This window comes from Prochlorococcus marinus CUG1415 (genome assembly GCF_017696015.1).
In the GTDB taxonomy this organism is placed as follows: domain Bacteria; phylum Cyanobacteriota; class Cyanobacteriia; order PCC-6307; family Cyanobiaceae; genus Prochlorococcus_A; species Prochlorococcus_A marinus_AE.
Map to the genome: position 1 here is coordinate 448,422 of NZ_JAAORL010000001.1, position 24,487 is coordinate 472,908.

At 32.5% G+C, this 24,487-nt stretch carries 30 protein-coding genes and 2 tRNA genes; 16 read left to right on the forward strand and 16 right to left on the reverse strand.

Features of this window, described 5'->3' with window-relative positions; translation table 11 throughout:
* The first annotated feature begins 38 nt into the window (after nucleotides 1-38).
* Nucleotides 39-593 carry a guanylate kinase gene (gene gmk, locus HA143_RS02550; RefSeq protein ID WP_209083079.1) on the forward strand — a complete coding sequence of 185 codons (555 nt, stop codon included), beginning with the start codon at nucleotides 39-41 and terminating at the stop codon, nucleotides 591-593.
* Nucleotides 594-609: 16 nt separating this feature from the next.
* Here the strand turns inward: gmk and psaJ are convergent, their stop codons facing one another.
* Nucleotides 610-750 (reverse strand): photosystem I reaction center subunit IX, encoded by a 141-nt coding sequence (gene psaJ / locus HA143_RS02555; RefSeq protein ID WP_209083080.1) that lies wholly within the window; start codon nucleotides 748-750, stop codon nucleotides 610-612.
* A gap of 32 nt (nucleotides 751-782) precedes the next feature.
* Nucleotides 783-1,337: a Photosystem I reaction center subunit III gene (locus HA143_RS02560; protein ID WP_209083081.1), complete on the reverse strand. Its 555-nt coding sequence runs from the start codon at nucleotides 1,335-1,337 to the stop codon at nucleotides 783-785.
* A gap of 74 nt (nucleotides 1,338-1,411) precedes the next feature.
* Here HA143_RS02560 and tsaD point away from each other — a divergent pair, with 74 nt between their 5' ends.
* From tsaD to HA143_RS02575, 3 genes are all read left to right on the forward strand, one after another.
* Nucleotides 1,412-2,482 carry a tRNA (adenosine(37)-N6)-threonylcarbamoyltransferase complex transferase subunit TsaD gene (gene tsaD, locus HA143_RS02565; protein ID WP_209083082.1) on the forward strand — a complete coding sequence of 357 codons (1,071 nt, stop codon included), beginning with the start codon at nucleotides 1,412-1,414 and terminating at the stop codon, nucleotides 2,480-2,482.
* A 5-nt stretch (nucleotides 2,483-2,487) separates the two neighbouring features.
* The gene (locus tag HA143_RS02570; protein WP_209083083.1) at nucleotides 2,488-2,664 is read left to right on the forward strand and encodes a high light inducible protein; all 177 of its coding nucleotides are present in this window, start codon (nucleotides 2,488-2,490) and stop codon (nucleotides 2,662-2,664) included.
* A gap of 162 nt (nucleotides 2,665-2,826) precedes the next feature.
* Nucleotides 2,827-4,032: a cation:proton antiporter gene (locus HA143_RS02575; RefSeq protein ID WP_209083084.1), complete on the forward strand. Its 1,206-nt coding sequence runs from the start codon at nucleotides 2,827-2,829 to the stop codon at nucleotides 4,030-4,032.
* Here HA143_RS02575 and gltX read toward each other — a convergent pair.
* From gltX to HA143_RS02605, 6 genes are all read right to left on the reverse strand, one after another.
* Entirely contained in the window at nucleotides 4,022-5,461 is a 1,440-nt protein-coding gene (gltX, locus tag HA143_RS02580; RefSeq protein WP_209083085.1) for a glutamate--tRNA ligase, read from the reverse strand. The two genes, HA143_RS02575 and gltX, sit on opposite strands and share 11 nt — an antisense overlap.
* 19 nt (nucleotides 5,462-5,480) lie before the next feature.
* Nucleotides 5,481-5,554, reverse strand: a tRNA-Asp gene (locus HA143_RS02585).
* 150 nt (nucleotides 5,555-5,704) lie between these two features.
* Nucleotides 5,705-5,899 carry a hypothetical protein gene (locus HA143_RS02590; RefSeq protein WP_002807701.1) on the reverse strand — a complete coding sequence of 65 codons (195 nt, stop codon included), beginning with the start codon at nucleotides 5,897-5,899 and terminating at the stop codon, nucleotides 5,705-5,707.
* 35 nt (nucleotides 5,900-5,934) lie between these two features.
* Nucleotides 5,935-6,007, reverse strand: a tRNA-Trp gene (locus HA143_RS02595).
* Between the two features lie 53 nt (nucleotides 6,008-6,060).
* Nucleotides 6,061-6,531 carry a 50S ribosomal protein L19 gene (rplS, locus tag HA143_RS02600; protein WP_245210840.1) on the reverse strand — a complete coding sequence of 157 codons (471 nt, stop codon included), beginning with the start codon at nucleotides 6,529-6,531 and terminating at the stop codon, nucleotides 6,061-6,063.
* A 32-nt stretch (nucleotides 6,532-6,563) separates the two neighbouring features.
* Nucleotides 6,564-6,872: a PepSY domain-containing protein gene (locus HA143_RS02605; protein ID WP_209083086.1), complete on the reverse strand. Its 309-nt coding sequence runs from the start codon at nucleotides 6,870-6,872 to the stop codon at nucleotides 6,564-6,566.
* A gap of 91 nt (nucleotides 6,873-6,963) precedes the next feature.
* Here HA143_RS02605 and map point away from each other — a divergent pair, with 91 nt between their 5' ends.
* Entirely contained in the window at nucleotides 6,964-7,803 is an 840-nt protein-coding gene (map, locus tag HA143_RS02610) for a type I methionyl aminopeptidase (RefSeq protein WP_209083087.1), read from the forward strand.
* Nucleotides 7,804-7,809: 6 nt separating this feature from the next.
* On the opposite strand, the gene HA143_RS02615 is transcribed toward map, so the two are convergent.
* The gene (locus tag HA143_RS02615; RefSeq protein ID WP_209083088.1) at nucleotides 7,810-8,526 is read right to left on the reverse strand and encodes an SDR family oxidoreductase; all 717 of its coding nucleotides are present in this window, start codon (nucleotides 8,524-8,526) and stop codon (nucleotides 7,810-7,812) included.
* Between the two features lie 152 nt (nucleotides 8,527-8,678).
* Between HA143_RS02615 and HA143_RS02620 the strand changes: the two genes are divergently transcribed.
* The 5 genes from HA143_RS02620 (at nucleotide 8,679) to HA143_RS02640 (ending at nucleotide 12,042) form a co-directional block, all read left to right on the forward strand.
* Nucleotides 8,679-9,788, forward strand: coding sequence for a phosphotransacetylase family protein (locus tag HA143_RS02620; protein WP_209083089.1), 1,110 nt, complete (start codon nucleotides 8,679-8,681; stop codon nucleotides 9,786-9,788).
* Between the two features lie 25 nt (nucleotides 9,789-9,813).
* On the forward strand, nucleotides 9,814-10,326 hold the full coding sequence (locus tag HA143_RS02625) for a DNA recombination-mediator protein A (RefSeq protein WP_209083090.1): 513 nt from the start codon (nucleotides 9,814-9,816) through the stop codon (nucleotides 10,324-10,326).
* A 67-nt stretch (nucleotides 10,327-10,393) separates the two neighbouring features.
* Nucleotides 10,394-10,891, forward strand: a complete 498-nt coding sequence (locus HA143_RS02630; protein ID WP_209083091.1) for a YajQ family cyclic di-GMP-binding protein — start codon at nucleotides 10,394-10,396, stop codon at nucleotides 10,889-10,891.
* A 26-nt stretch (nucleotides 10,892-10,917) separates the two neighbouring features.
* Complete coding sequence (locus HA143_RS02635; protein ID WP_209083092.1) at nucleotides 10,918-11,124, forward strand: hypothetical protein; 207 nt, start codon at nucleotides 10,918-10,920, stop codon at nucleotides 11,122-11,124.
* A 114-nt stretch (nucleotides 11,125-11,238) separates the two neighbouring features.
* Nucleotides 11,239-12,042, forward strand: a complete 804-nt coding sequence (locus HA143_RS02640) for a prohibitin family protein (RefSeq protein WP_209083093.1) — start codon at nucleotides 11,239-11,241, stop codon at nucleotides 12,040-12,042.
* A 63-nt stretch (nucleotides 12,043-12,105) separates the two neighbouring features.
* Here HA143_RS02640 and hemL read toward each other — a convergent pair whose 3' ends face one another.
* Entirely contained in the window at nucleotides 12,106-13,407 is a 1,302-nt protein-coding gene (gene hemL, locus HA143_RS02645) for a glutamate-1-semialdehyde 2,1-aminomutase (RefSeq protein WP_209083094.1), read from the reverse strand.
* Nucleotides 13,408-13,634: 227 nt separating this feature from the next.
* Entirely contained in the window at nucleotides 13,635-14,471 is an 837-nt protein-coding gene (gene xth / locus HA143_RS02650) for an exodeoxyribonuclease III (protein ID WP_209083095.1), read from the reverse strand.
* Between the two features lie 71 nt (nucleotides 14,472-14,542).
* Here xth and HA143_RS02655 point away from each other — a divergent pair, with 71 nt between their 5' ends.
* Genes HA143_RS02655 through HA143_RS02670 form a run of 4 tightly spaced genes read left to right on the forward strand, consistent with a single transcriptional unit; the run spans nucleotide 14,543 to nucleotide 17,699 of the window.
* Entirely contained in the window at nucleotides 14,543-14,827 is a 285-nt protein-coding gene (locus tag HA143_RS02655) for a hypothetical protein (protein WP_209083096.1), read from the forward strand.
* Between the two features lie 39 nt (nucleotides 14,828-14,866).
* Nucleotides 14,867-15,466 (forward strand): hypothetical protein, encoded by a 600-nt coding sequence (locus HA143_RS02660; protein WP_209083097.1) that lies wholly within the window; start codon nucleotides 14,867-14,869, stop codon nucleotides 15,464-15,466.
* 53 nt (nucleotides 15,467-15,519) lie between these two features.
* A complete protein-coding gene (larC, locus tag HA143_RS02665; protein WP_209083098.1) occupies nucleotides 15,520-16,746 on the forward strand; it encodes a nickel pincer cofactor biosynthesis protein LarC in 1,227 nt (408 codons plus the stop codon).
* Nucleotides 16,743-17,699, forward strand: coding sequence for a hypothetical protein (locus tag HA143_RS02670; RefSeq protein ID WP_209083099.1), 957 nt, complete (start codon nucleotides 16,743-16,745; stop codon nucleotides 17,697-17,699). The genes larC and HA143_RS02670 overlap by 4 nt, the downstream gene beginning before the upstream one ends.
* On the opposite strand, the gene HA143_RS02675 is transcribed toward HA143_RS02670, so the two are convergent.
* The 4 genes from HA143_RS02675 to HA143_RS02690 are packed head-to-tail and all read right to left on the reverse strand — an operon-like array spanning nucleotide 17,696 to nucleotide 21,206.
* The gene (locus HA143_RS02675) at nucleotides 17,696-19,234 is read right to left on the reverse strand and encodes an ABC transporter permease (protein WP_209083100.1); all 1,539 of its coding nucleotides are present in this window, start codon (nucleotides 19,232-19,234) and stop codon (nucleotides 17,696-17,698) included. The two genes, HA143_RS02670 and HA143_RS02675, sit on opposite strands and share 4 nt — an antisense overlap.
* Nucleotides 19,235-19,248: 14 nt before the next feature.
* The gene (locus tag HA143_RS02680) at nucleotides 19,249-20,400 is read right to left on the reverse strand and encodes a CobW family GTP-binding protein (protein WP_209083101.1); all 1,152 of its coding nucleotides are present in this window, start codon (nucleotides 20,398-20,400) and stop codon (nucleotides 19,249-19,251) included.
* 23 nt (nucleotides 20,401-20,423) lie between these two features.
* Nucleotides 20,424-20,714: a 4a-hydroxytetrahydrobiopterin dehydratase gene (locus tag HA143_RS02685; RefSeq protein WP_209083102.1), complete on the reverse strand. Its 291-nt coding sequence runs from the start codon at nucleotides 20,712-20,714 to the stop codon at nucleotides 20,424-20,426.
* A gap of 36 nt (nucleotides 20,715-20,750) precedes the next feature.
* On the reverse strand, nucleotides 20,751-21,206 hold the full coding sequence (locus HA143_RS02690) for a secondary thiamine-phosphate synthase enzyme YjbQ (protein WP_209083103.1): 456 nt from the start codon (nucleotides 21,204-21,206) through the stop codon (nucleotides 20,751-20,753).
* 109 nt (nucleotides 21,207-21,315) lie between these two features.
* Between HA143_RS02690 and HA143_RS02695 the strand changes: the two genes are divergently transcribed.
* Together HA143_RS02695 and HA143_RS02700 are read left to right on the forward strand one after the other, a co-directional pair.
* On the forward strand, nucleotides 21,316-22,821 hold the full coding sequence (locus tag HA143_RS02695) for a carboxypeptidase M32 (protein ID WP_209083104.1): 1,506 nt from the start codon (nucleotides 21,316-21,318) through the stop codon (nucleotides 22,819-22,821).
* Between the two features lie 63 nt (nucleotides 22,822-22,884).
* Nucleotides 22,885-23,472, forward strand: coding sequence for an inorganic diphosphatase (locus HA143_RS02700; protein ID WP_209083105.1), 588 nt, complete (start codon nucleotides 22,885-22,887; stop codon nucleotides 23,470-23,472).
* Nucleotides 23,473-23,478: 6 nt separating this feature from the next.
* Here HA143_RS02700 and hemC read toward each other — a convergent pair whose 3' ends face one another.
* The gene (hemC, locus tag HA143_RS02705) at nucleotides 23,479-24,429 is read right to left on the reverse strand and encodes a hydroxymethylbilane synthase (protein ID WP_209083106.1); all 951 of its coding nucleotides are present in this window, start codon (nucleotides 24,427-24,429) and stop codon (nucleotides 23,479-23,481) included.
* Nucleotides 24,430-24,487: the final 58 nt, after the last annotated feature.

The window sequence follows — 24,487 nt, forward strand, 5'->3', positions numbered from 1 at the left end:
AATTCACAAGATGTTTATTTTACTGTAAAAATTTTAATATGAAAAACCTAAAAAAACTCATTATCCTTACTGGACCTAGCGGGGTGGGCAAAGGAACTGTTGTCAAAGAAATCTTAGGTAAAGATAAAGATATTTCGCTTTCAATATCTGCAACTACTAGAGAACCTAGAGTGGGAGAGAAGGAGGGAGAAAATTATTACTTTTTGAATCAAGAAAAATTTAAAAAAATGATTGAACAAAATCTTTTTCTTGAATGGGCTGAATTTGCTGGAAACTATTATGGAACTCCTTTATCTTCTGTTAAGGAGAAAATTAATAATGGATTAACAGTATTACTTGAAATTGAAGTGGAGGGCGCAAAACAAATTAAAGAAAAGTTTCCTGAGTCTCTTTCATTATTTTTACTTCCTCCGGATAAAAAAGAGTTAGAGAGAAGAATAAGAAATAGGGGCACAGAAAAAGAAGAGGCAATTAAAAAAAGACTCTTCAGGGCTAATTATGAGATGTCGTTATCAAATCAATTTGATTTTGAATTAATAAATCACAATGTTGATGAAACAGCTGAGAGAATAATCAAGATAATTAGGTCTTGATTATTCTTGTAAAATCTCAGCCCAAGCTCATTGGATGGAATAATAAATCAGGAAAATATCTATTAAATTCAATGATAATTCCTGCTGTTAAAGTCAACCAGATCGCTGATACTACAGGAGCTGATCTCATGTATTTAGTACTGAAAATTTTGAACATTTTGTGTTTAAGATAAATATAAAAGTTAAGTTTTATCGTGGACCATTTAGAGTGATATTTTTATCTGATTCTCTAAGTTCTCCACTTCTTCCTTGTTGGTTTGCAAGTAATGGCCATTGAGCACCTTTTACAAGACATTTTTGGGCCAGATCAAAGTCTATAAAGATTTCCATATCAGCTGGATTCTTAGTCTTTTTAGATTCAATTAAATACTCCCTTCCTGACCAACCAATTATCCCGGCAATATAAATAAATATTGTACCTGGAATCAGAAGATCTCCTTCATGACCTCTATTTAATAGCGCTCCCCATGGTTCTAGTGGAGCTCCCAAAATTAAATGAGGTAAGCCATCGTCGCCGCAAGATGCTTTTCCATACCTTTCAAATCTTGCGATATCTTTTTGGGTAGTAGCAGCACTTGCTCTCTCAATGAACTTAGGGTTTTCAGAACATTTTGTGAGTGCTGATGCAGTAAATTCTGTGCTTGCTCTGTCAGCATTTAAGGCTGGCCCATTTGCGGCTAGAGCAATTGGAGTTATTCCTAAAAACAGAAAAACTGAGGTTATGATTGAAAAAAAGAATTTCATAAGTTGCAATCTTTAATTCCTTATAGTGTGTTGATTAAGAAATTAATATTAAGATAGAACAAGTTGAATCAAATATGCGTAAAGTTTTAGCTATTGAAACAAGTTGTGATGAGACATCTGTCTCAATAGTTTCTAATATTGGCGATAATTTCAAAATTCATTCAAATATCATTGCATCTCAAATTGAAGATCATTCAAAATGGGGAGGAGTTGTCCCTGAACTTGCGGCTAGAAAGCACTTAGAATTATTACCTTTTGTTTTAGACAAGGCATTAAAAGAATCAAAAATTAAAATTGAGGAAATTGATTATATTGCCTCAACTGTAGCTCCTGGATTAGTTGGATGTTTACGTGTTGGCTCTATTACCGCAAGATCACTTTGTATGTTACATTCAAAGCCATTTTTGGGAATGCATCATTTGGAGGGACATTTATCTTCAATTCTATTTTCTGAAAACTATCCAAAGAAATCATTTCTTACATTGCTTGTTAGTGGCGGACATACTGAATTAATTAAGGTTGATGAGAGAAGGAAAATGCAAAGACTTGGTAAGAGTTTTGATGATGCAGCTGGAGAGGCCTTTGATAAAGTTGGAAGATTATTAGGTCTTAGTTATCCAGGAGGACCGGCAATTGAAAAGATTGCTAAAAATGGAGACCCTGGGAAATTCAATTTACCAAAATGTAGGATTTCTGATAAAAAAGGTGGATTTCTTAAATATGATTTCTCTTTTAGTGGTCTAAAAACTGCTGTATTAAGATTAGTTGAGAAAATAAATCTAGATGGGAAGCCTGTCCCAGTACCTGATATTGCTGCAAGTTTTGAGAGAGTAGTAGCGGAGGTATTAGTAGAGAGGACTATAAAATGTGCAGTAGATCATAGCTTGAATAATGTTGTTGTAGTTGGCGGTGTAGCCGCTAATAATACATTAAGAAAAATGATGATTAGTGAAGCTAGTAAAAAATCTATTAAAGTTCATTTAGCTCCTCTTAATCTGTGTACAGATAATGCGGCGATGATTGGAGCAGCTGCGTTGTTCAGGATTAAATTTAAGGATCATTTAAGTTCCCTTAAATTAGGTGTCTCAGGAAGACTCTCAATTGAACAAGCAAATACCCTTTATGAAGAAAATCCTCCTTTTTAACTCAAATGAATAATCAACCCAAAATTGAGATTAAAGAAACAAAAAACTTAGTTGATAAAAATGAACTGAATTTATGGAAAAGAGGTTTTACCCCACAAGCTGAAATATGGAATGGAAGGATGGCAACTATTGGTATAGGAATTATTTTTATTGTTATTGCTTTAATAAGCCAATTTTCTTAATAGAGATAATTTTTCTACTTAATCGTAATACTGACAAGATTACTAAAATTTGATTTAGTTCTGTTTATTAATTAGATTAAAAAGTATTCTATTTAATGGACTTGCGATTAGATTATTGATTTAATCAAAATAATTAATATTTTTTATTATTTATAAGATTATATGACGCCTGAAAGGCTTGGATTACTTTGGGGTATAACTGTATTCGCAGGGGCTTGTGCTCGATTATTTGCTTCTTTTACGGGATTCCCTAGTGTTGTTATTTTATTGCTGTCTGGATTATTAATTGGAAGATCAGGTTTAGGAATAGTTGAACCTTTAGATCTTGGACAAGGTCTTGAAACAATTGTTGGACTTTTAGTCTGCTTAGTTCTATTCGAAGGGGGACTAAATTTAAAACTGCCTGAGGGGAATATAAGAAATACTGTTTTGAAAATATCATTGATAAGATTATTTATTTCATTATCAGCTGGAATCTTTATTGCTCATTGGCTGGCTGGACTTTCATGGCAAGTTGCAGGTATATATAGTGCCATAGTTCTAGCTACTGGACCAACTGTCGTCTCTCCATTAGTTGAACAAATAAAATTAGCTTCCCCTCTTTCGGAAGTTTTAAAAGCTGAGGGGTTGTTACTTGAACCAATTGGTGCAGTACTAGCTTTATTACTTTTAGAACTAACGTTAGGAGACCTACATGGGATTAACGATGTATTTATTGCATTAATGCAAAGATTAGGAGGCGGAGTTTTAATCGGATTAAGTTCAGGATGGTTACTTTCCGAAATTTTAAAAAAAATTAAAAATGAAGCCTCATTTGGTATAGAGCTGCAAGTTACACTTGGGTTTATTTTCCTTGTGTATGGAATTTGTGAATATTTCCTACCAGAATCAGGTTTGCCTGCTTCTGTTTCGGCAGGTTTTATTGTGGGCAAAAGAGAAATAATAGATAAAGAGAGATTGGATAATCTAATAGGTGAATTGGCTCAATTAGCAATAACTGTTCTTTTCCCTCTGTTGGCAGCTGATGTTTCTTGGGGTGAATTAAGTCCCCTGGGTTGGGGAGGAGTTGTTTGCGTTTTTATGATGATGGTAATTGTTCGTCCTATCTCTATCTCGATAGCAACAATGGGAAAAGAATTAGAATCAAAGGAAAAGGTCTTTTTAGCCTGGTTAGCCCCAAGAGGTATTGTTACTGCAGCAGTAGCCTCTCTTTTTTCTATCAGATTAGAGCAGGCTGGTATACTTGGAGCTGGACGTCTTCAAGGCTTAGTGTTCCTTACAATATTAATGACAGTAGGGATCCAAGGTCTTACGGCCAAACCTTTGGCGAATAGGCTTGAATTAGCACGAAAAGAATCTAGTCCGTAATCAGACATCTTTCAATCCGCGATATATCACTTTTACTCTCTGAGAAGAGTTCCCAACTTTGAACTAAATCTGGCCCACTGAGACAACCAAAAAAGGCCACTCTTAGTGATTTCATTAAAATCCCTTTTTTTACATTATGCCTTTTTGAGATTTCGTTTATTATTGCCTTTGCTTTCTCTTGGTCTAGTTTTACAGTATTTTGATGTATTAAATAATTTAAGATAAGTTTGAGAGATGCTTTACTATCCTTGTTTTCGAGAAAATCTTGACCCTCTTTTTCAATTGGAGGCAATAAAAAAAATGGTTTTGATTGATCAATGGCATCTTTTAAAACGGTCATTGAATCTCTAAGCAAAATTGCTAATTTTACAGCCCATTCTTGAGATGGTGGTTTCCAACTCATATCATCCCAATATCTCTGGATTATCTTACTTAACTTGATTAATTCCATTTTTTTTATGTATTGAGAATTAATCCAGTTGAGCTTTTCCCAATTAAATTTTGCTCCAGCTTTATTTATATCTGATAAGTCAAAAAATTTAGATATCTCATCAAGTGAAAGTATTTCACCCTCTGAAGATTTTGGTGACCAACCTAAAAAGGCCATGTAGTTAGCTAACGCCTCAGGTAAATAGCCCATATCTCTAAATTCGTCGATTGAAGTAACACAATCTCTTTTAGATAATTTTTTCCCTTCGCTATTCAGTATTAGAGGTGTATGTGAGAAAATTGGCAATTTAAAATCTAATGCTTTATAAATCAATATTTGTTTTGCAGTATTAGAGATGTGGTCTTCCCCCCTTACGACATGAGTAATATTCATAAAATTATCATCAACTACCACTGCAAGATTATATAGAGGATCTCCAATCTCATATCCCAAAGACCTTCTGGACAAAACTAAATCACCACCCAAGTCCTTTCCTTGCCATTTGATTTCACCTCTTATTTGATCTACCCATGTGATTTTTATGTTTTCATCAATCTTAAACCTTATTACCGAAGTTTTGCCTTGGGATATAAATGTTTCTATATCTGCTTTTGAAAGATTTCTGTGTCTATTATCATGTTTAGGAGGTAATCCTTTCTTTTTTTGTTCTTCTCTTAGTTCGGAAATCTCATTTTCTGTAGTGAAGCATCTATATGCAGCTCCACATTCTAGTAGCTTTTTGATGTAGTTTTTGTGGATCGAAATTCTGTCACTTTGCTTTACAGGTTCTTCATCCCATTTAAGCCCAAGCCATTTCAAGCCTTCTAATATATTTGTTGTGTACTCAGACTTAGATCGAAGAAAATCTGTATCTTCTATTCTGATAAGAAATTTACCACCAATTTTTTGGGCATATAACCAGTTGAATAATGCTGTCCTAGCTGTACCAATATGAAATAAACCTGTTGGACTTGGGGCTAATCTTAAACGTTTTTCCAAATTTTTTTAGAAAAAAAAACGGGACCGACGGGATTCGAACCCGCAACTTCCGCCGTGACAGGGCGGTGCTCTAACCAGTTGAACTACGGTCCCAGAGTTGTAGTTCTAAATTTAATTAGAACTTCATTCTTAAAATTATCAGATCATAATACTTAATTAATATTGTTGTAATAAAAAAAATTTATTAATTTGAGAATTTAAAGAAATAGTTAGTTTAGTTCCATCTAAATATTAAAGAAATATTTATTTTTGAGGTCGAAAGCCAGCAGGTTCTATCAATCTAACTTGATTGCCTCTGGCGGTAAATTCTCTGCCTTGGTCACTTTGTACAACAACTCTTCCACCAGATTTAACTCTGATGACTCTTGCACGAACCCATCCTAAAGCTGCTGATTCGAGGACTTTAACTACGTCCCCTGGTTGAAGATCTAACTCCATCTTATGAAAAAATGATTTACATAATGTTGATCAAACGCGTCGTGGAGGACTTGAACCCCCGACATCAGGTTTTGGAGACCTGCGTTCTACCAACTGAACTAACGACGCATCTTAATGATTATAAGCGTCTTTGTGACCAATAAGATTGTTACTTTACAACTTTATCGATCAAAGCGTTGTTTTACGCGAGTAGCTTTTCCTACTCTATCTCTTAAATAGAATAACTTAGCTCTTCTTACTTTACCTCTACGTTCAACTTTTAGAGAGGCAACTTGTGGACTATGTAGCATAAATACTCTCTCAACCCCTATGCCTTGGAAAATTCTTCTTACTGTAATTGTCTGGTTAAGGCCCCCATGCCTTTTTGCTATGACAACGCCTTCGTAAGGTTGAACTCTTTCTTTGTTACCTTCTGTAATTTTCACGCCAACCTTAACAGTGTCTCCAACATAAATTTCAGGTAATTCTTTTTTTAATTGTTCATTTTCAAATTCCTCAATAACATTGTAAAAGCTTATTTTTTTTGTAGTTTTAGAAACCACTTTTTTATCTTTAAGTTCAACTGCTACATCAATTGATTCATCATTTTTGATGGTGGTTTCTAACTCATTTTCTTTTTTCTCTTTAGCCATTTTGGTCTTTTTTATCCTACAAGTTTAATATCTTAACCCTTTGACTCGCCTTTAGTAACCTTTTTGCTAAATGAAATTGTTTTTGAAAACATTTGGAATCCCGTTATGAGCATCCATAAAACTCCGAGGGAATTTAACAATACATATATTAATTCTCCATTATTTCCAAGCCATTCGCCCTCATGGAGGGACATTAACCAATGAACTTGGTCTCTAGAGTAACCTAATAAATCTTTTGAAACCCTGTATAGTAGACCAGTGATGGAAGAAATAAATAATGGAAGAAACATCCAAGGCGCCAAAGCTTTATGAAATTGCCTAGAATTAGAGAAAAATTTCATTCCTGTTTCCCATTGTCATTGATAGATTTAAGATAGCCAAGTTCATAATGGCTATTTTGATGATATTTACTTATTAGCATTATTTATTCCAATGAAACATTTTGCAGATCTTTTATTAAATAAAAATAATTCCCAAACTAATGATCAAGTGCCCTTTATTCAGAGGAGCAGAGGAATTGAAATAAAGTCTGCTCGTGAAATAAATCTGATGAAAAAATCTAGCAGGATAGTGGCAACTGTTCTGAGGGAAATTAATGACTTAATTAAACCGGGAATGAGTACAAAAGATTTAGATGATTTTGCAGAGAAGAGGATAAAAAGTTTTGGAGCTGTGCCAAGTTTTAAAGGCTACCATGGTTTCCCCGCAAGTATTTGTTCTAGTATTAATAATGAGGTTGTTCATGGAATACCAAGTAAAAAGAAAATAATTAAAAATGGTGATCTAGTGAAAATTGATACAGGAGCATATTTAGATGGCTTCCACGGTGATAGTTGTATATCAATATCTGTAGGAGAGGTTAGTTCAAAGGCTCAAAGTCTTAGTGATGTAGCATTTAAAGCTCTTTATGCCGGGCTTTCGAAAATTAAAGCAGGTAATAACTTGCTCGATGTCGCTGGAGCAATTGAAGACATTGTGAAAGAAAATGGGTTTAGTGTCGTTGAAGACTATACAGGCCATGGCGTTGGAAGAAATCTTCACGAAGAACCCTCTGTATTTAATTTTCGGACTAAAGAATTACCCAATGTAGTATTACGTGAGGGAATGACATTAGCTGTAGAACCTATTGTTAACGAAGGAAGTAAATATTGTAAAACATTAAATGATAGATGGACCGTCATAACAAAAGACGGAAAATTATCTGCGCAATGGGAACACACAATAGTTGTTTTAAAAGATGGGATTGAAATATTGACAGATAGAGACTTTTAGCTACTCTTATTTGTATTTATAGATAATTTGGCAATATATAAAGTTAAAAAATTCTTTAATGGGGAAAAGTAGGTAAGATAATGGGTTTGGACTAATTATTATTAAATAACTTTTTGAATTAGCTAAATCATAAATCTTCTTAGAGATAAATTTTGGACTCATAATTCCAATAGGATTTAGTTCTGATTTGAAAGGTCCTAGGATGATTTTCTTTATAATTAATTTTTTCTTAGTATCTTTGTTTAAAAGATTTTTTTTGAAAGAAACTAATTGACCAATCAGGGATTTACTAATCTCATATGATGGATTTAAGGCTGGTAAAATTTCTGCTTCAGATGTGTTTATCCAAATTTCTTTTTTTATTTGTGACTCATTTTTTAAAGCAATATCTTCAAATAAATTTAAAAATTTGAATTGGCTTAATGCATTTATTTCTATGGAGTTTTCATAATTGGCATTTTCTCTGCTTAAATCATAGATACCGTGGTTCAAAATTAAAATATCTATTTTTTCTAAATGCTTTTGTAATATCGATTCATTCCCGCATTCCCATTTAATCCATTCATTAGGAGATTCAAGATTTATTACATAATCAGTTTTACTATGAGTAAATCCAATCACTTTATATCCTTTCTGTCGAAACAACTTTGTTAATTCTTTCCCAAGCGCGCCGGAAGCTCCAGTAATCCCAATAGTTTTTTTGTTTTTGATTGGATTTATCATTTTGTTTGATTTTGATTAAATACCAAAGAACTAAAATAAATTTACCTAAAAAAATATTTGTTTACTTATTTGATTAAAACTCATAAATAAATATTTGTTTAGTTCGAAAAAAAATATTATCTTGAACCTATTGATAAACAATCTTACTAATTATGAGTGATATATTATTAGTTGGTTCATGTGAGCCATTTAGTGGTAAGTCTGCATTGGTTCTTGGGATAGCAAAAAGACTCTTAAAGGAGGGAAAAAAAGTACGTATAGGTAAACCTCTCGCAACATGTATAGAACTTACTAATGTACCTTCAATGTCTTATGAAGGATTAATAGATGATGATGTTAAGTTTATTGGATCAACATTAAATATAGAAGAGGAGAATTTAATTTCTTCAGTAGGATTACTGGATAATATATCAGCTGAAAAAAGAATCTCAAATAAAGACTTGCTTCCAGGTAAAGGTTTTGATCAAATTGCGGAATTGGTTAACGATGATTTTGAAGGACTAAATATTTTAGAAGCGGCTGGAAGTCTTCATGAAGGAATGATTTATGGCTTAAGTCTCCCACAAATAGCTGAGAGTTTAGATGCGAAAGTCTTAATTGTGAATTTATGGGAAGATTGTAAAAGCGTAGATGCATTACTTGATGCAAAAAAACAACTAGGAGATCATTTAGCTGGAGTGGTATTGAATGCAGTTTTGCCTCAAGAAGTAGAAAAAGTTAAAAATGAAATAATACCCTCTCTTAAAGATATGAATATTGAAGTGTTTGGGGTAATGCCTAAATCACCACTGCTTAGAAGTGTCACCGTCGGTGAGCTTGTAAGAAGATTAGATGCTAAGGTAATTTGTTGCCCTGAAAAAGATCAATTACTTGTTGAGACATTAAGTATTGGTGCAATGGGTGTAAATTCTGCAATGGAATTCTTCAGAAGAAGACGAAATATGGCTGTAGTTACTGGCGCTGACAGAACTGATATCCAACTTGCAGCCTTGGAAGCTTCGACTCAATGCCTTATTTTAACTGGTTTGGGAGAACCTTTGTCACAATTGATTCATAGAGCGGAGGAATTGGAGGTGCCAATCTTAAAAGTCGAATTAGACACTCTTGCTTCCGTAGAAATTATTGAACAAGCTTTTGGTCATGTAAGAATACATGAATCAATTAAAGCTTCTTATGCTTTTCAATTGGTTCGGGAGCACGTAAATCTAAAAAGAATTCTAGAAAAGATTGATTTTCCCTGCAATTTTTCAGATAAATGCTAATTTCAAATATAGGAACAATTTTATTTTGAGTCGCTCTTTAGATCTACCAGCAACCCAAGGTGTTGATGCCTTGGCCCAAGAACTCGCAAAACTCCAAGATAATGGTAAAAGGAGGATTGCTTTTTTGGGCAGTAGACATGTACCAGTTGTTGATATCCACTTGATAGAGTTAATAGCAAGGTCGTTAGCAGAGGAGGGCCATAATATACTTACGTCTGGATCTCAAGGGGTCAATGCTGCTGTTATTCGAGCTGTATTAGATATAAATCCATCATTATTAACTGTTTTGTTGCCACAAAGCCTTGATAGACAATTACCCGAAACTAAGGACCAACTTGAAAGGGTTATACATTTGGTAGAAAAAAGTGACAATGATGAACTGCCTTTGCCACTCGCAAGCAGCCTTTGTAATCAAGAAATTATTACTAGGTGTGATCAATTAATATGTTTTGCATTTCATGATAGTGAAACCTTACTAAATAGTTGTAGATGCGCGGAAGAAATGGGAAAAGTGGTTAGTTTGTTATTTTTTGATTAGATTAATCTATTTTCACTTTTAATAATCTAATTTATGTTAAAAATAATCTTGTGTTTAAAAATTTAAGATGGCAGAAAGTTTTTCATTTGATGTAGTTTCTGATTTTGAGAGACAGGAACTGGTTAATACTTTGGATCAAGTAAAAAGGGAAATTTCTCAGCGTTATGATCTGAAAGGGACAGATACGAAGGTTGATCTCGATAAAGAAAATATTTTTTTAACAACTAATAGTGAACTTACCTTAAATGCTGTAAATGACATAATTAGGCAAAAGGCTATAAAAAGAAACTTATCTTTAAAAATTTTTGACTACGGTGAAATTGAAATAGTTAGTGGTAATAAAGTGAGGCAGACAATTCTATTGAAACAAGGTATTAAACAAGAAATAGCAAAAAAAATTAGTAAAAATATAAGAGATCAAATAAAAAAAATTAATGTTAGTATCAATGGAGAAACACTAAGAGTGTCGAGTAAGAGCAAAAATGATCTTCAATTAGCAATTAAACTTGTTAGAGACTTGGAAGAGTCTTTGAACATTCCTCTAAAAGCTAATAACTTTAGATAAGATCTTTAATAAGATTATTAAAAAATATGGCTGATTCACCCGAATCTCTTGTTAAGAAATTGGTTATAAAGGTAAAAGAATATCCTCGTTTCTCCAAGGAAGAAATAGATAAATTTTGTTGGATGGCAGTCCATGAGTATAAGCATGGTGTTTTACCATCTGAATATGACATTAGAGAAATAGATGAGGACCTTTATTTACAACTTTTGCAAGAATTTAAAGCCAACATTTAATAAAAATAATTTTTACATTTATTTTTACAATTATTAAAAAAATATTTTAATTAAACGCCTTATTAATGCACTAATTAATTTGATTAAATATGATTAACTAAAAGAAAAGATTTAATGTCAACATCCTTTAAAAATGTTACTCCAGCTGGCCCTGGTGGGACAGCAACACTATTGATCGTATTATCTTTTACCGGTTTTCTTTTACTCACTCAATCTCTCTTTGTTGTTCCTTCTGGACAGGTTGCAGTAGTAACAACATTAGGTAAAGTTAGCGGCCCTTCGAGAAGAGCGGGTTTGAACTTTAAACTCCCATTTATACAGTCTGTTTATCCATTTGATATTAAAACTCAAGTTCAACCTGAGAAATTTGAAACTTTAACTAAGGACCTCCAGGTTATTAGGGCTACAGCCACTGTTAAGTATTCAGTGAAGCCTAATGAAGCTGGAAGAATTTTTGCCACAATTGCTAGTAGAAATAGTGATGTTTATCAAAAAATTGTTCAGCCATCTTTACTAAAAGCTCTTAAATCAGTTTTTTCTCAATACGAGCTAGAAACAATAGCTACGGAATTCGCAGTCATCTCTGAAAAAGTAGGAGATACAGTTTCTCAAGAACTAAATTCATTCGATTATGTAGATGTTAAAAGTTTAGATTTGACTGGATTGGAGATTGCTGAAGAATATAGAGCTGCTATTGAACAAAAGCAAATAGCGGGTCAACAACTATTAAGAGCGAAAACAGAAGTGGAGATTGCGGAACAAGAAGCACTGAGGTACGAAACACTAAACAGAAGCCTTGATGATCAGGTACTTTTCAAATTATTTCTCGACAAATGGGATGGTAGAACCCAAGTCGTTCCTGGCTTGCCTGGTTCAGAAGGTGGAACTCCTCCAGTAATAGTTGGAGGTAGAAGATAGTTTTTAAATTTATCTTTTCTCAAATTAATTTATTTCTTTTCTTTTTGTCTTTAAACAAATATATTAATTTTTTATAGCATTAAATGATTGATCAAATGCCTCAATGGTTTTGTCAATTTCTTCTTCACTATGAGCTAAGGAGGTGAACCCTGCTTCAAAAGGACTTGGAGCTAAGTAAATACCTCTGCAGAGCATCTCTCTGTGCAACTTACCAAAAAGTTCGGCATCATTAGTTTTTGCTTCGTCAAAATTCCTAACTGGACCATCACATAAGAAAAATCCAAACATAGCACTTACATTGCCACCATTTATAGCGATACCATTATTTTCTGCAGACTGTATTATCCCTTCAAATAATCTAGAAGTAATTGCATCAAGTTTTTCGTAAGTACCTTCTTGTTGGAGTAGCTCAAGAGTTTTTATCCCAGCAGTCATTGCAAGTGGGTTCCCACTCAAAGTCCCTGCCTGGTATACAGGTCCGGAAGGGGCAACCATTGACATTATTTCCTTCTTGCCGCCATAAGCTCCAACTGGTAGTCCTCCACCAATTACTTTCCCAAGTGTAGTTAAATCAGGAGTAACTCCAAATTTTTCTTGGGCTCCTCCATAACTGATTCTGAACCCGGTCATGACCTCATCAAAAACTAATAAGGATCCATTCTCAGTGGTTAATTCTCTTAATCCTTCTAAGAATCCAGGCTCAGGAGTAATAAAGCCAGCATTACCAACAATAGGCTCAAGAATTACCCCCGAAATGGCATCAGGATTTTCAGAAAATAATTTTTTTACTGCCTCAAGATCATTGTAAGGGGCGGTTAGTGTATTAGCAGTTGTTGTTCTTGGAACCCCTGGAGAGTCTGGTAATCCTAAAGTCGCTACACCTGATCCAGCTTTCACCAAAAACATATCTGCATGACCGTGATAGCAACCGTCAAATTTTATAACTTTATCTCTTCCAGTGAATGCTCGCATAAGCCTTAAAACAGCCATACATGCTTCAGTTCCACTATTGACAAATCTAACCATTTCTACAGATGGGACAGCATCTATAACCATCTCCGCAAGTTTATTCTCTAAAACGCATGGAGCTCCGAAGCTCGTACCTTTTTCAATTGCTTCCTGTAATGCCGTTGTAACCTCAGGGTGAGCATGTCCACATATAGCAGGCCCCCAACTTCCTATGTAGTCAATATATCTATTGCCATCGATATCCCAAGCAAAAGGGCCTTTTACTCTATCAAAAACAATTGGCTGTCCACCGACAGACTTAAAAGCTCTTACTGGAGAACTAACACCTCCAGGCATTAATTCTTGGGCAGCTGAGAAAACTTCTTCTGATTTGGTGCAATTTAATATGTCAGTCACAGTTTAAATAAATAAAGCTTTGAGAAAAAAATTTGTCATGTTCTAACTTAGAAATAAGTAAAAATTTTGTCAATCAATTTGAAACTCTACATTATGATATTTTTATTGCGATAGTTTGTATTGTAAATTATTAATTTTTAGGAAATCATAATAGAAATTAATATTAACCTTTATAACTCTTTATTAATAAGCGTTTTCAGGTATTAAAGAAATTCTATTTTCTTTATTTATATTTCGAAAAAATTTTCCTCTTCATCAAAAAAATCTACATTTATGTCATTCAAATTAAGATTAATCATTACTGGAGCATGATCACTTGGGCGTAAATTTGCCCTAGGAAAGCTGTCTATCACACAACTTTTAAGTTTTGTTGATAGTTCTTTACTGATGTAGATATGGTCTATTCTCCAACCTTTGTTTAATTCATATGCGTTATTACGGTAATCCCACCAACTCCAATGACCAGTATTTTTTTCAAAAATTCTGAAAGAATCTATTAATCTTTCTTTAAGAACATTATTTAGTGCATTTCTCTCTATGTCAGAAGCCATGATTCCACCTTCATATTTTTCTGGATCATGAATATCTAAGTGAGATGGAGCAATATTAAAATCACCCATAAGACAAATTAGTTCTCCATTTTTTTCTTGTTCATCCAAAAAAGAAGATAAACAGTTTAACCAATTGATTTTGTAAGCGAACTTATCAGATTCTAGTGAAGATCCATTAGGCACATAGACATTTATGATCTTAATGCCATTAATATCAGCAGAAATCAATCTTTTTTGATCTAGGGAAATTTCAATATTTTGATCAGAGTCTGTGAAACCTTTTTTAATATTTTTAGCTTTTATTTTAGAAATAATAGCAACTCCATTGTAGGACTTTTGTCCGTAAACCTCTACTGAATATCCTAATTTTTCGAAAGGTTCCAATGGGAAACTATCATCCATCACTTTTGTTTCCTGCAAACAAAGAATATCTGGATTAACTTGATTAATCCAATCTATTATTTGTGAAAGTCTGGTTCTTATAGAGTTAACATTCCAAGTTGCTATTAACAAATTTCTACTAATTTATGTAAAATTAAATTAGCAAATATTTTTAGTATTAAAGAATTTTGAAATTAAATAAAATGAAAAATTACTTTTGTAAAAACCTCTCTAAAAAATTATCTTTAGTTGTTTTTTTTCTTTCATTAATTTCCTTAAAAGGTGATTTTCTAAATGCTGAATATTTATCTGAAGAATTACAAATCGAAAGTTCAACTAAAACAGATGAGGATAGTTCAGTTATCCCAACAAATCCATTTGAAATTGTGGAAATGATTAGAAGATATAATAGTTTGAATGATGCCACTAATCCCTCTGATGCTATAGACGATGCGCTAGAGTCTTTTAATAGTTTGGAGGAGAAATAAGAAATTTAATACGAGAAATTGTCATTTTAAATTTTTAACATGCTAAAAAATCCTATCCCCAAAGTTACTAATCAATTGCAGTACAGAGCAATTGGTATTATTGAAGGTAAATTTATTCCAAATGATATTCAACAATTAAATAGAGGCTTCTTAACTGATAATAAAGGTGAAAAAATTGAAACAGTAGTATTAGGTAAAGCATTATCTCTTTTAAAAAAGCATATTGATTTAAATAGGAGTTATTTTTGGGTTGTTTATCCAAAAAATAAAAATACTCAAAACTTGCATTTACAGGTTGCTGGCATCTGGGATCCTTATCAACTTAATGATTTTCCTAATGACTCTTTAAAAACAAACTTTTCTAAATTATTAGAGGAATTAGGTTTAAAAGATAATTATTTTTCTGTTAGAGGAGAATTAGTTTTTGTAAACACTAAAAAGAAAGAAGTTGTTATTAAAATCTGCTCGGCTTCAAAGTTAAAGACTCTAAAAAATAAAAATTTTAAGCTAGTCATAAAAGGGGATCTTTCTCTCGAACTTCTAAATAGTTTTATAAGTTTAGATGTCATCAGAGATGGAAATTCCTTGGAATTAATTAATTACGAAGTGATTGAAAAAAAATTTACTAAAAAAAATTAGAATTAATAGTTGAGCTTTATCGTGATTTTTACCAATCAAGAAATATACTTTGTATGGAAGATATTTTAATTGAATGCTCTCCAGGCATCTCTGGAGATATGTTGTTAGGAGCTTTTTATGACTTAGGTGTGCCTAAAAAAGTAATTGAACAACCGCTTATTGATCTTGGATTAAATGATCGATATAGTCTGGATTTTCAAGAGTCTAAAAGTTGTTCAATCCGGGGGATCAAGGCTAAGGTTGAGAATATTGAGTGCGGTTCAATTAAAAGAGACTGGAGAAGTATTAAAGAACTCATTTTAAATGGGGATTTAGAAGATAAATTACAGCAAATAATTTATAAAGTATTTGAATCTTTAGCAATTGCAGAAGGGAAAGTTCATGGAATCAAATCAGAAGATGTTCATTTTCATGAAATTGGGTCTATGGATTCATTAGTGGACATAATAGGAGTATGTGCTGCATTAAATTACTTAAATCCTAAAAAGGTTTATTGTAATGAACCAATGTTGGGAAAAGGCTATGTTCAAACAGAACACGGAAAATTATCTGTCCCGCCTCCTGCTGTAATAGAACTTATAAGACAAAAAAATATTAGGGTTATATCATCCTTTGAATCAATAGAGGGGGAACTATCTACCCCTACGGGCATTGCTTTACTTGCTAATTTTGCTGACTCTCTGCAACCCCCTTCAAAATATTCAATTAACTCCTACGGAGTAGGTATTGGTAACCTAGCATTTTCATTCCCCAATTTGGTTAGAGTTTATAAAATTACCTCATTTGTAGATCCATCTATTAATCAACAAATTAATCCAAAGTGTGAAGAGATATGTGTTCAAGAAGCATGGATTGATGACCAAACACCTGAAGATATATCTAACTTTTTGGAGAAACTGAGGATTGAGGGTGCTTATGATGTTTCTTATCAAATTATTAATATGAAAAAAAATAGAATTGGATTTTCTATTCAAGTAATATTGCCAACAGAGAAAAAAGAATATTTTAGGCGATTATGGTTTGATTATTCCAAGACTATTGGAGTACGTGAAAGGACTCAATCTAGATGGATACTTCTTAGAAGAAGAGGAGAATGTTCAACAGCTTTTGGCAATATAAAAGTTAAACAGACTTTGAAACCTGATGGATCAATTAATATCAAACCAGAAAATGATGAAGTTTTAAGATTACAATTAGAGAAAAACAAATCAACTGACGAAATAAGAAAAATAATAAATGAGTCAAGTAAACATTTTAAAGCGTTTGAAAACTGGAAATGAGATTTAATAAAAGTAATCAATCATATTGGAAATTTTTTACGAAAATTAATTTTGGTACTTTAAAGAGTATTTTCTTTGTATCAAGCTTGTTATATTTTTCCATCTATTTTTTTTATAATATTGACCAAATTTCTTTTGATATCAATTTAGAAAAAAATGGAATTAATCTTTCTTCATCATTTTTATTTTGTGTTTTAAGTATTTACCTTAACGCTTACGCATGGAAATATATAGTTAAATGGTTCGGCAAAGAATGTAGAAGTAATAGTCTCGTTTCTTTTTATGTTTTAACTAATATTCTTAAATACGTACCAGGAGGAATTTGGCATTTTGTTGAAAGATTTAATTTTATAAAAAAATTAAGTAATCCTCAGATTGCTTTGTATTCCACACTTATAGAACCTTACTTTATGTTGAGTGGATCTTTTCTGTTGGCATCGCTAGGAGTAATTTTTTCACCATTGTATTTTTTTTTAATTTTGCCTTTAGTATTTTTAAATAGGAGATTAATTTATTTTGTCTTAAAAAGCTTAGAGTCTCTCAAGAGAAATGCATTTGAGGTTTTGAGACTTTCAAATTCAAAGGGTCAATTTGAGAAGAGAATAAATATAATTTCTTTTTTCCCCACTGCAGCATTTTTACTTGAGATTGGTTTTGTTTTATCTAAATTTATTGGATTTTATATTTGCTTAAATACTTTTTATACAAATAATACTCTAAATATCATTTTTTTATTAGTAATCTTTTCTTTGTCATGGTCTTTAGGTTTGATAGTCCCAGCAGCTCCAGGAGGCGTTGGCGTATTTGAAGCCTGTATACTTTTTTTTGTTGGCAGAAATATTCCTCAAAATATAATTTTTGTAAGCGTAATTTATTTTAGGGTTATATCTACGTCGGCAGATTTGTTGTTAAGCTTCCCTTTCTTAATTAGAAAATTGTTAAAAAGAATTTAGTTTTTTTTCTCTAAACTTGGTATCAATTTAATTGATGCAATAAGTCCTAAAGTCATGATAAAAATAGCTGGTAATATTCCCTCTACCATTCTTTCATCTCCAGCATATTGATATATTCTCACAGATAATGTATCGAAATCGAATGGTCTTAAAATAAATGTTATGGGTAACTCTTTTATCGTGTCTACAAAAACTAAAAGTGAGCCAACTAATATTGGTCCTTGTAGTAAAGGGAGATGTATTCGTTTGATAATTCCTAGCCAGCGCTCTCCTAGTCCAAGTGCAGCTTCATCAAGACTAGGAGAAATCCTCTCAAGACTAGAATCAATAGAACCTTTTGAAATAGTTAGAAATCGTATAACATAACCCCAAATTAGTAAGCTAATAGCAATGAAATTAAATTTTGAAGAAGAAATGCTTATTAAAGATAAAGCTAGTACTGTTCCTGGGATTGCGTAACCTGTTCCAGCAAGGTTTGTAATTAGTTTGAGTAATAAGCTTTTATTTGGCCGGCTAGCCAAGGAAAGTATTAAGGAGAAAAGCATCGTTATTAATGCAGTAAAAAGGCCTAGACAAATAGTCCTAAATGATAGTGTAAGTAATTCTATAGATAAGCCTTTTTGAATTTGATCAATATTTAGCAGAACCCAGAAGCATGGAATTCCAAAAGAGAAAATTGGAGGGAATAAGGATATGATTATCGCCAAAAAAGCTCTAGTTTTTTTTAATTCCCAGCCTTGTGAATCTTGTGATGCAGGATTTTCACTCCACCTCTTTGATTTTCTTCGCGAAAATTTTTCAAAAATAATTAAAGTAAAAATTATAAATAAGGCTACCAAAGATAATCCAATAGCATTTTGGGGATTACCCTCTATTATCCAATTTTCAGCTATCCCAGAAGAAATACTTGGAATATTTAATAATTCAAATGTACCTAACTCATTCATTACTTCCATACACATTAAACTTATTCCTGTTATTAGTGCTGGTAACGCCATTGGAAAAGCGATTTTAAAGAAGCTCCGCCAAGGCCCCACTCCTAATCCTCTGCTAGCATTGATTTGATTAACTCCAAATTTATTAAAACTTTCATTAGCAAGAATGTATACATAAGGATAAGTAGAAATTGAAAGTATTAAAACCCCCCACCATAAACCAGTTACTTGATACCCAAAAATACTTCCTAAATCCTGCAAAACAGCTGTGATTAGATATGCTGGAGCAGCAAGTGGAATTAGCTGACAAACACGGAGTACTTTTCTGAACTTAAAATCGCAATTTGAAAGTAACCAGCCATTCAAGGTACCTAAGCCTCCTCCAAATAAACTTGTAAGTGCTAAAACTTTTAAAGTACCTAGTACCTCTTCTCCTCCTGCAATTCCTAATGAAAAATTCCCACCTAAAACATATTGAACTCCTTCAAGAAGAAAATTGCAAATTGGAATGACTACTAAAATTGCAATAATAAACGAAGTGATATAAAAAAGGTTTAATTCGTTTAATGCTTTTTTTAATCCTTTAATAAGTATTTTCAAAAATTAATAAAACCCTATTTTGAATTAAATCTACATGATGAAAGTTGATTCTTAATAGTTTGATGATCTAAGTTTTTCCCAATTAATACTATTTTGTTAGATTTTTCTTTTGCCCATTCTTCATCATCTAGAGAAAATCGTTTTCCAGATAGGTGAAAAATGTGTTTTCTTTCACTTTCCCTAAACCATAATATTCCTTTCGCCCTAAATACATTTTGTGAGATTTGATTATCTAAGAAATATTGAAACTTCCTTAAGGAAAATGGTTCAAATGTCTCATAAGAAACTGACGTAAATCCCTCTATATTATTGCTCAAATCGTGAGAATGAGAAGAGTGATCGTGAGAATGAGAAGAGTGATCGTGAGAATGAGAAGAGTGATCGTGAGAATGAGAAGAGTGATCGTGAGAATGAGAAGAGTGATCGTGAGAATGAGAAGAGTGATCGTGAGAATGAGAAGAGTGATCGTGAGAATGAGAAGAGTGATCGTGAGAATGAGAAGAGTGATCGTGAGAATTTTCTTCTACATTTTTTTTATCCTTCTCGAATTGAAAAGTATCTGTCTCAAATAGACCTACGCTCATTATTGTATGTAATGCAACTTCACTATTAGTTGATCTCAAAATCCTTGGTTCTTTTTTTATTTTATTTATAAATTTTTCTACTTTTTTTAAGTGTTCTTCGTTAACTAAATCACATTTATTTAGAAGAAGGATATCTCCGTATAAAATTTGAGAATAGGCGACACTTGTATTATTAATTTCAAAATCAAAATTTTCTCCATCAATAACAGTGATTATCGAATCTAATCTTACTTTTTCTCTAAGGTCACCAGCCGCAAATGTCATGGCTACTGGTAATGGATCTGCTAGCCCAGTTGTCTCCACAATCAAATAGTCTAATTTTTCAGCTCTTTCTAAAACTTTGGATACTGTATTTAATAATTCGCCATTAATAGAGCAACATATACATCCATTATTTAATTCGATCATATCTTCTGAGCCTTCTATTATTAAGTCATTATCTATTCCGATCTCTCCGAATTCGTTAACTAAAACAGCTGTTTTAATGCCAACTTGATTTTTTAAAATATGATTAAGAAGTGTAGTTTTGCCAGAACCTAAAAATCCACTAATAATCGTAACTGGCAATAAATTTTTAGACATTTTGATTAGTTAAAAAGATAATTTTATTGATCAAAAATTTTGTTGATTTCCGAAGCTAGTGTTTGATCCAGATTTGTAATACCTCCCAGATCATGTGTATTTAATTTAATTATTACTTTTGCATAAACATTCTCCCAGTTAGGATGATGATTATATTTTTCACAGATTAAGGCAACCTTAGTCATAAAACCAAAGGCTTCAATAAAATTAGCGAAGTTAAATTCTCGTTGGATTTGTCCAGCCTTAATTTCCCAGTCAGGTATTTTGACAGCTAATTCATTCAATTCTCCATCTTGCAAAAGGTAGGGTTCCATCAAATAACTAATCTAACTAATTTCATTATAAATATTTTACTTTTTCTCACCAATTGTGTGTACATTTATAATTCTTTCCTTTTGATCAAATCGATGTTCCCATAAATAAACTGCTTGCCATGTGCCAAGCATAATTTTTCCGTCTTTAAAACTCAAAGATAAACAAGTGTTTGTCAATGATGTTTTAATATGTGCTGGCATATCGTCAGCACCCTCTTGATAATGTCTATAGGATATTTCTTCTCTATCTTTTGATAGGGTTAAGTAGGAATCATAAGGAACTATGGATTGCATATACTTTTTTAGGTCCCTTAGTACATTTGGATCTGCGTTCTCATTAATAGTTAAACTGCAACTGGTATGAAGTGAAGTTAAATTTAGAATTCCGGAATCAAAATTATATTTTTCAATATATAAATTTAAATCATTTGTGATGTCAATAAAACCCTCCCCATGGGTTATGAATTTTAATTTTGAAAAAATTTGTTCCATATCAGTTAAAACTTAATTAATCAATATCCTATTATGGATAAAAGATGTATGTTTTTATGCAGACATTAAAATTTTTATCTTAAAATAAATTTAATTTGCTTTTAAATTTTTGGCTGAAACACATTGGAATAAGCTGGGTGCTTATCTTAAAGAAACACAAATATTAGGTTCAATCCAAAATATACTTTATTGGGATCAGAATACTGGGATGCCAAAAAAAGGGGCTTCTTGGAGGTCTGAACAACTTACTTATACTGCAAAAGTATTGCACAAAAGAAATTCTTCAGAGGAATTTTCTAATTTAATACAATCTGCTAAAACTGAGTTATTAGATATTGAACGAAATTCCGATAATCAACTATTTATAAAAGATAAAGAAAGAAATATTAATCTTTTATTGAAGGAATTTAATAGGGAAAGAAATTTAGATCCTAAATTAGTTGAGTCTTTGGCAAAGGCAAAATCTAAAGGATATGAAAGCTGGCAGGAAGCTAAGAACAAATCAGATTTTAAAATTTTTCTCCCATTCTTTAAAGAATTAGTCAAATTGCGGATTGAAGAGGCAAAACAAATATCTGATCAATATTCACCCTGGGAGACATTAGCCCAACCCTTTGAGCCTGAATTAAATTTGAAATGGTTGAATAAAATGTTTCAACCATTGAAAGAAACACTCCCAGACTTGATTAGAGGTATTAACAAGTCCCAAAAAAATCATTGGGATTTAAGTCCAGAATCCCAACAAAATTTATGTTCTAAATTACTTGACGAGTTTGGGAGAGATAAAAATCTCGTTGTTGTTGGTCAATCTCCCCATCCTTTCTCGATTACATTAGGACCTAAAGACTACAGGATCACTACAAGAATTGTTGAAGGGGAACCATTATCAAGTTTTTTAGCAACTGCGCATGAGTGGGGGCATTCAATTTATGAGCAGGGGTTGCCATCTCAAAGTCATCAATGGTTTGCTTGGCCTTTAGGTCAAGCAACTTCTATGGGTATTCATGAAAGTCAATCTTTATTTTGGGAAAATAGAATAGTCAAATCCAAATCTTTTTCAAAAAGATTTTTCAGAAAATTTGTTTCGGCTGGATGTTCTCTTAATAATTATTTAGAACTCTGGAAATCTATTAATCATTTGGAAGCAGGATTAAATAGGGTTGAAGCGGATGAATTGACTTATGGCTTACACATATTAATAAGAACTGAACTTGAAATAGATTTGATTGAACGAGGTTTACCCGCTGAAGATATTCCAACAGAATGGAATAAAAGATACGATGACCTTCTAGGAATTAAGCCATCTAATGATTCAGAAGGTTGTCTTCAAGATGTTCATTGGAGTGAAGGAGCGTTTGGATATTTCCCCTCATATTTGTTAGGACATCTTATAAGTGCACAAATCTCAAATCAAATGGAAAGAGACATTGGTTTGATTAATAACTTAATTGAAAATGGTGAATATCAAAAGATCATCTTTTGGTTAAAAAATAATATACATAAATATGGCAGATCAGTTAATTCTATGGAATTGGTAAGAGCTGTAACTAATGAAGAACTATCACCAAACTATTTTATTAATCATTTAAGGTCTAAACTAAATGATTTTTGCTGAAACATTACTTTTAAAGAATTTGGTTGGGTATGAGGATGTAAGATAAACAAAAATAATTTCTAGATGGCAAATCTTAATCAATCCCCAAGTAGGGTTACACCAAATCTATTACATATACTAAATGCTTTCACTGATAGCTCTAATTCAATAGTTAACACTATTGTTGAATTGAATTCTAATACTATAAATAAATATGAATTAATTACAGAAACGGGTCACCTTAAACTTGATAGGGTGGGTTATTCTTCACTTGCTTATCCCTTTGCTTATGGATGTATTCCAAGGACTTGGGATGAAGATGGAGATCCACTTGATATAGAAATTGTTGGAGTAACGGAGCCATTGATTCCTGGATCTATTGTCGAGGCTAGGATTATTGGGGTGATGAAATTTGATGATGGTGGAGAGGTGGATGATAAGGTAATAGCAGTTTTGGCAGATGATAAAAGAATGGATCATATCTCAAGTTTCAAAGACCTTGGAGAGCATTGGCTAAAAGAAACAAAGTATTATTGGGAACACTACAAAGATTTAAAAAAACCAGGAACATGCAATGTAAATGGTTTTTTTGGAACTGATGAGGCTGTTAAAGTGATTAAAGACTGTGAAGATAGATATAAAAAAGAAATTGATCCTAAATTAGTAGATTAAAGAATTTTAGTTTTCTCTAAATTGTTCAAATATTTCGCTGAGTATTTCGTCAGCACCTTGAAGCTTTAGTTTTTTAGCTAGTTCTTCCCCTACTTGTTCAGGATCATTGATATTGCCAGTATATTGATCTTTAATCAACCTTTCTCCATCCAGAGATGCAACCATACCAGTAAGGTAAAGTTTTTCACTATGAATACTACTATTCACTCCTATTGGAACTTGACATCCACCTTCAAGCTCTCTTAGAAATGCTCTTTCTGCTAGACATCTTTGACTAGTGGGTTTATCTTCTAAGACATTGATAATTTCTAAAACTTTTGTATCATCAGATTTACATTCAATTCCCAGTGCACCCTGACCAACGGCATGAAGGGAAATTTCATTTGGAATAATCTGATGAATTCTTGATTCAAATCCCAATCTTTTTAAACCAGCTGCAGCAAGAATTATGCAATCAAATTCCCCAGCATCTAATTTTTCTATTCTTGTAATAACATTCCCCCTTATATCCTTGAAATTAAGATGTGGGTACTTGTTTTTTAGTTGTGCAAGTCGTCTTAAAGAGCTTGTCCCAACTATCGAACCTGCAGGTAAGGTCTCTAATTTATAACAATCATTTTTTTTGCTTACAACTAAAGCATCTGCAGGGTCTTCTCTTTTTGTGATACATCCTAATTGAAGCCCGCTAGGTAAATTTGTTGGTAAATCTTTTAAAGAATGTACTGCTATATCAGCATGGCCTACAAGCATTTGGGCTTCAAGTTCTTTTGTAAATAAGCCTTTGTCACCTATTTTTGCTAAGGCTACGTCAAGAATTTTGTCGCCTTGAGTGGCCATTGCCTCTATGGATACCTCTAAATTGGGAATATTTTTTTCTAGTTGATCTTTAACCCATAAAGTTTGAACCATGGCTAGTTTACTTCTTCTACTAGCTATTTTCAGTTTAAAATTAGTCATTAAATATTATTTTGAGTTTGGATTAAAATTAAGTCGAAACTATTTTAGGCTATTATTT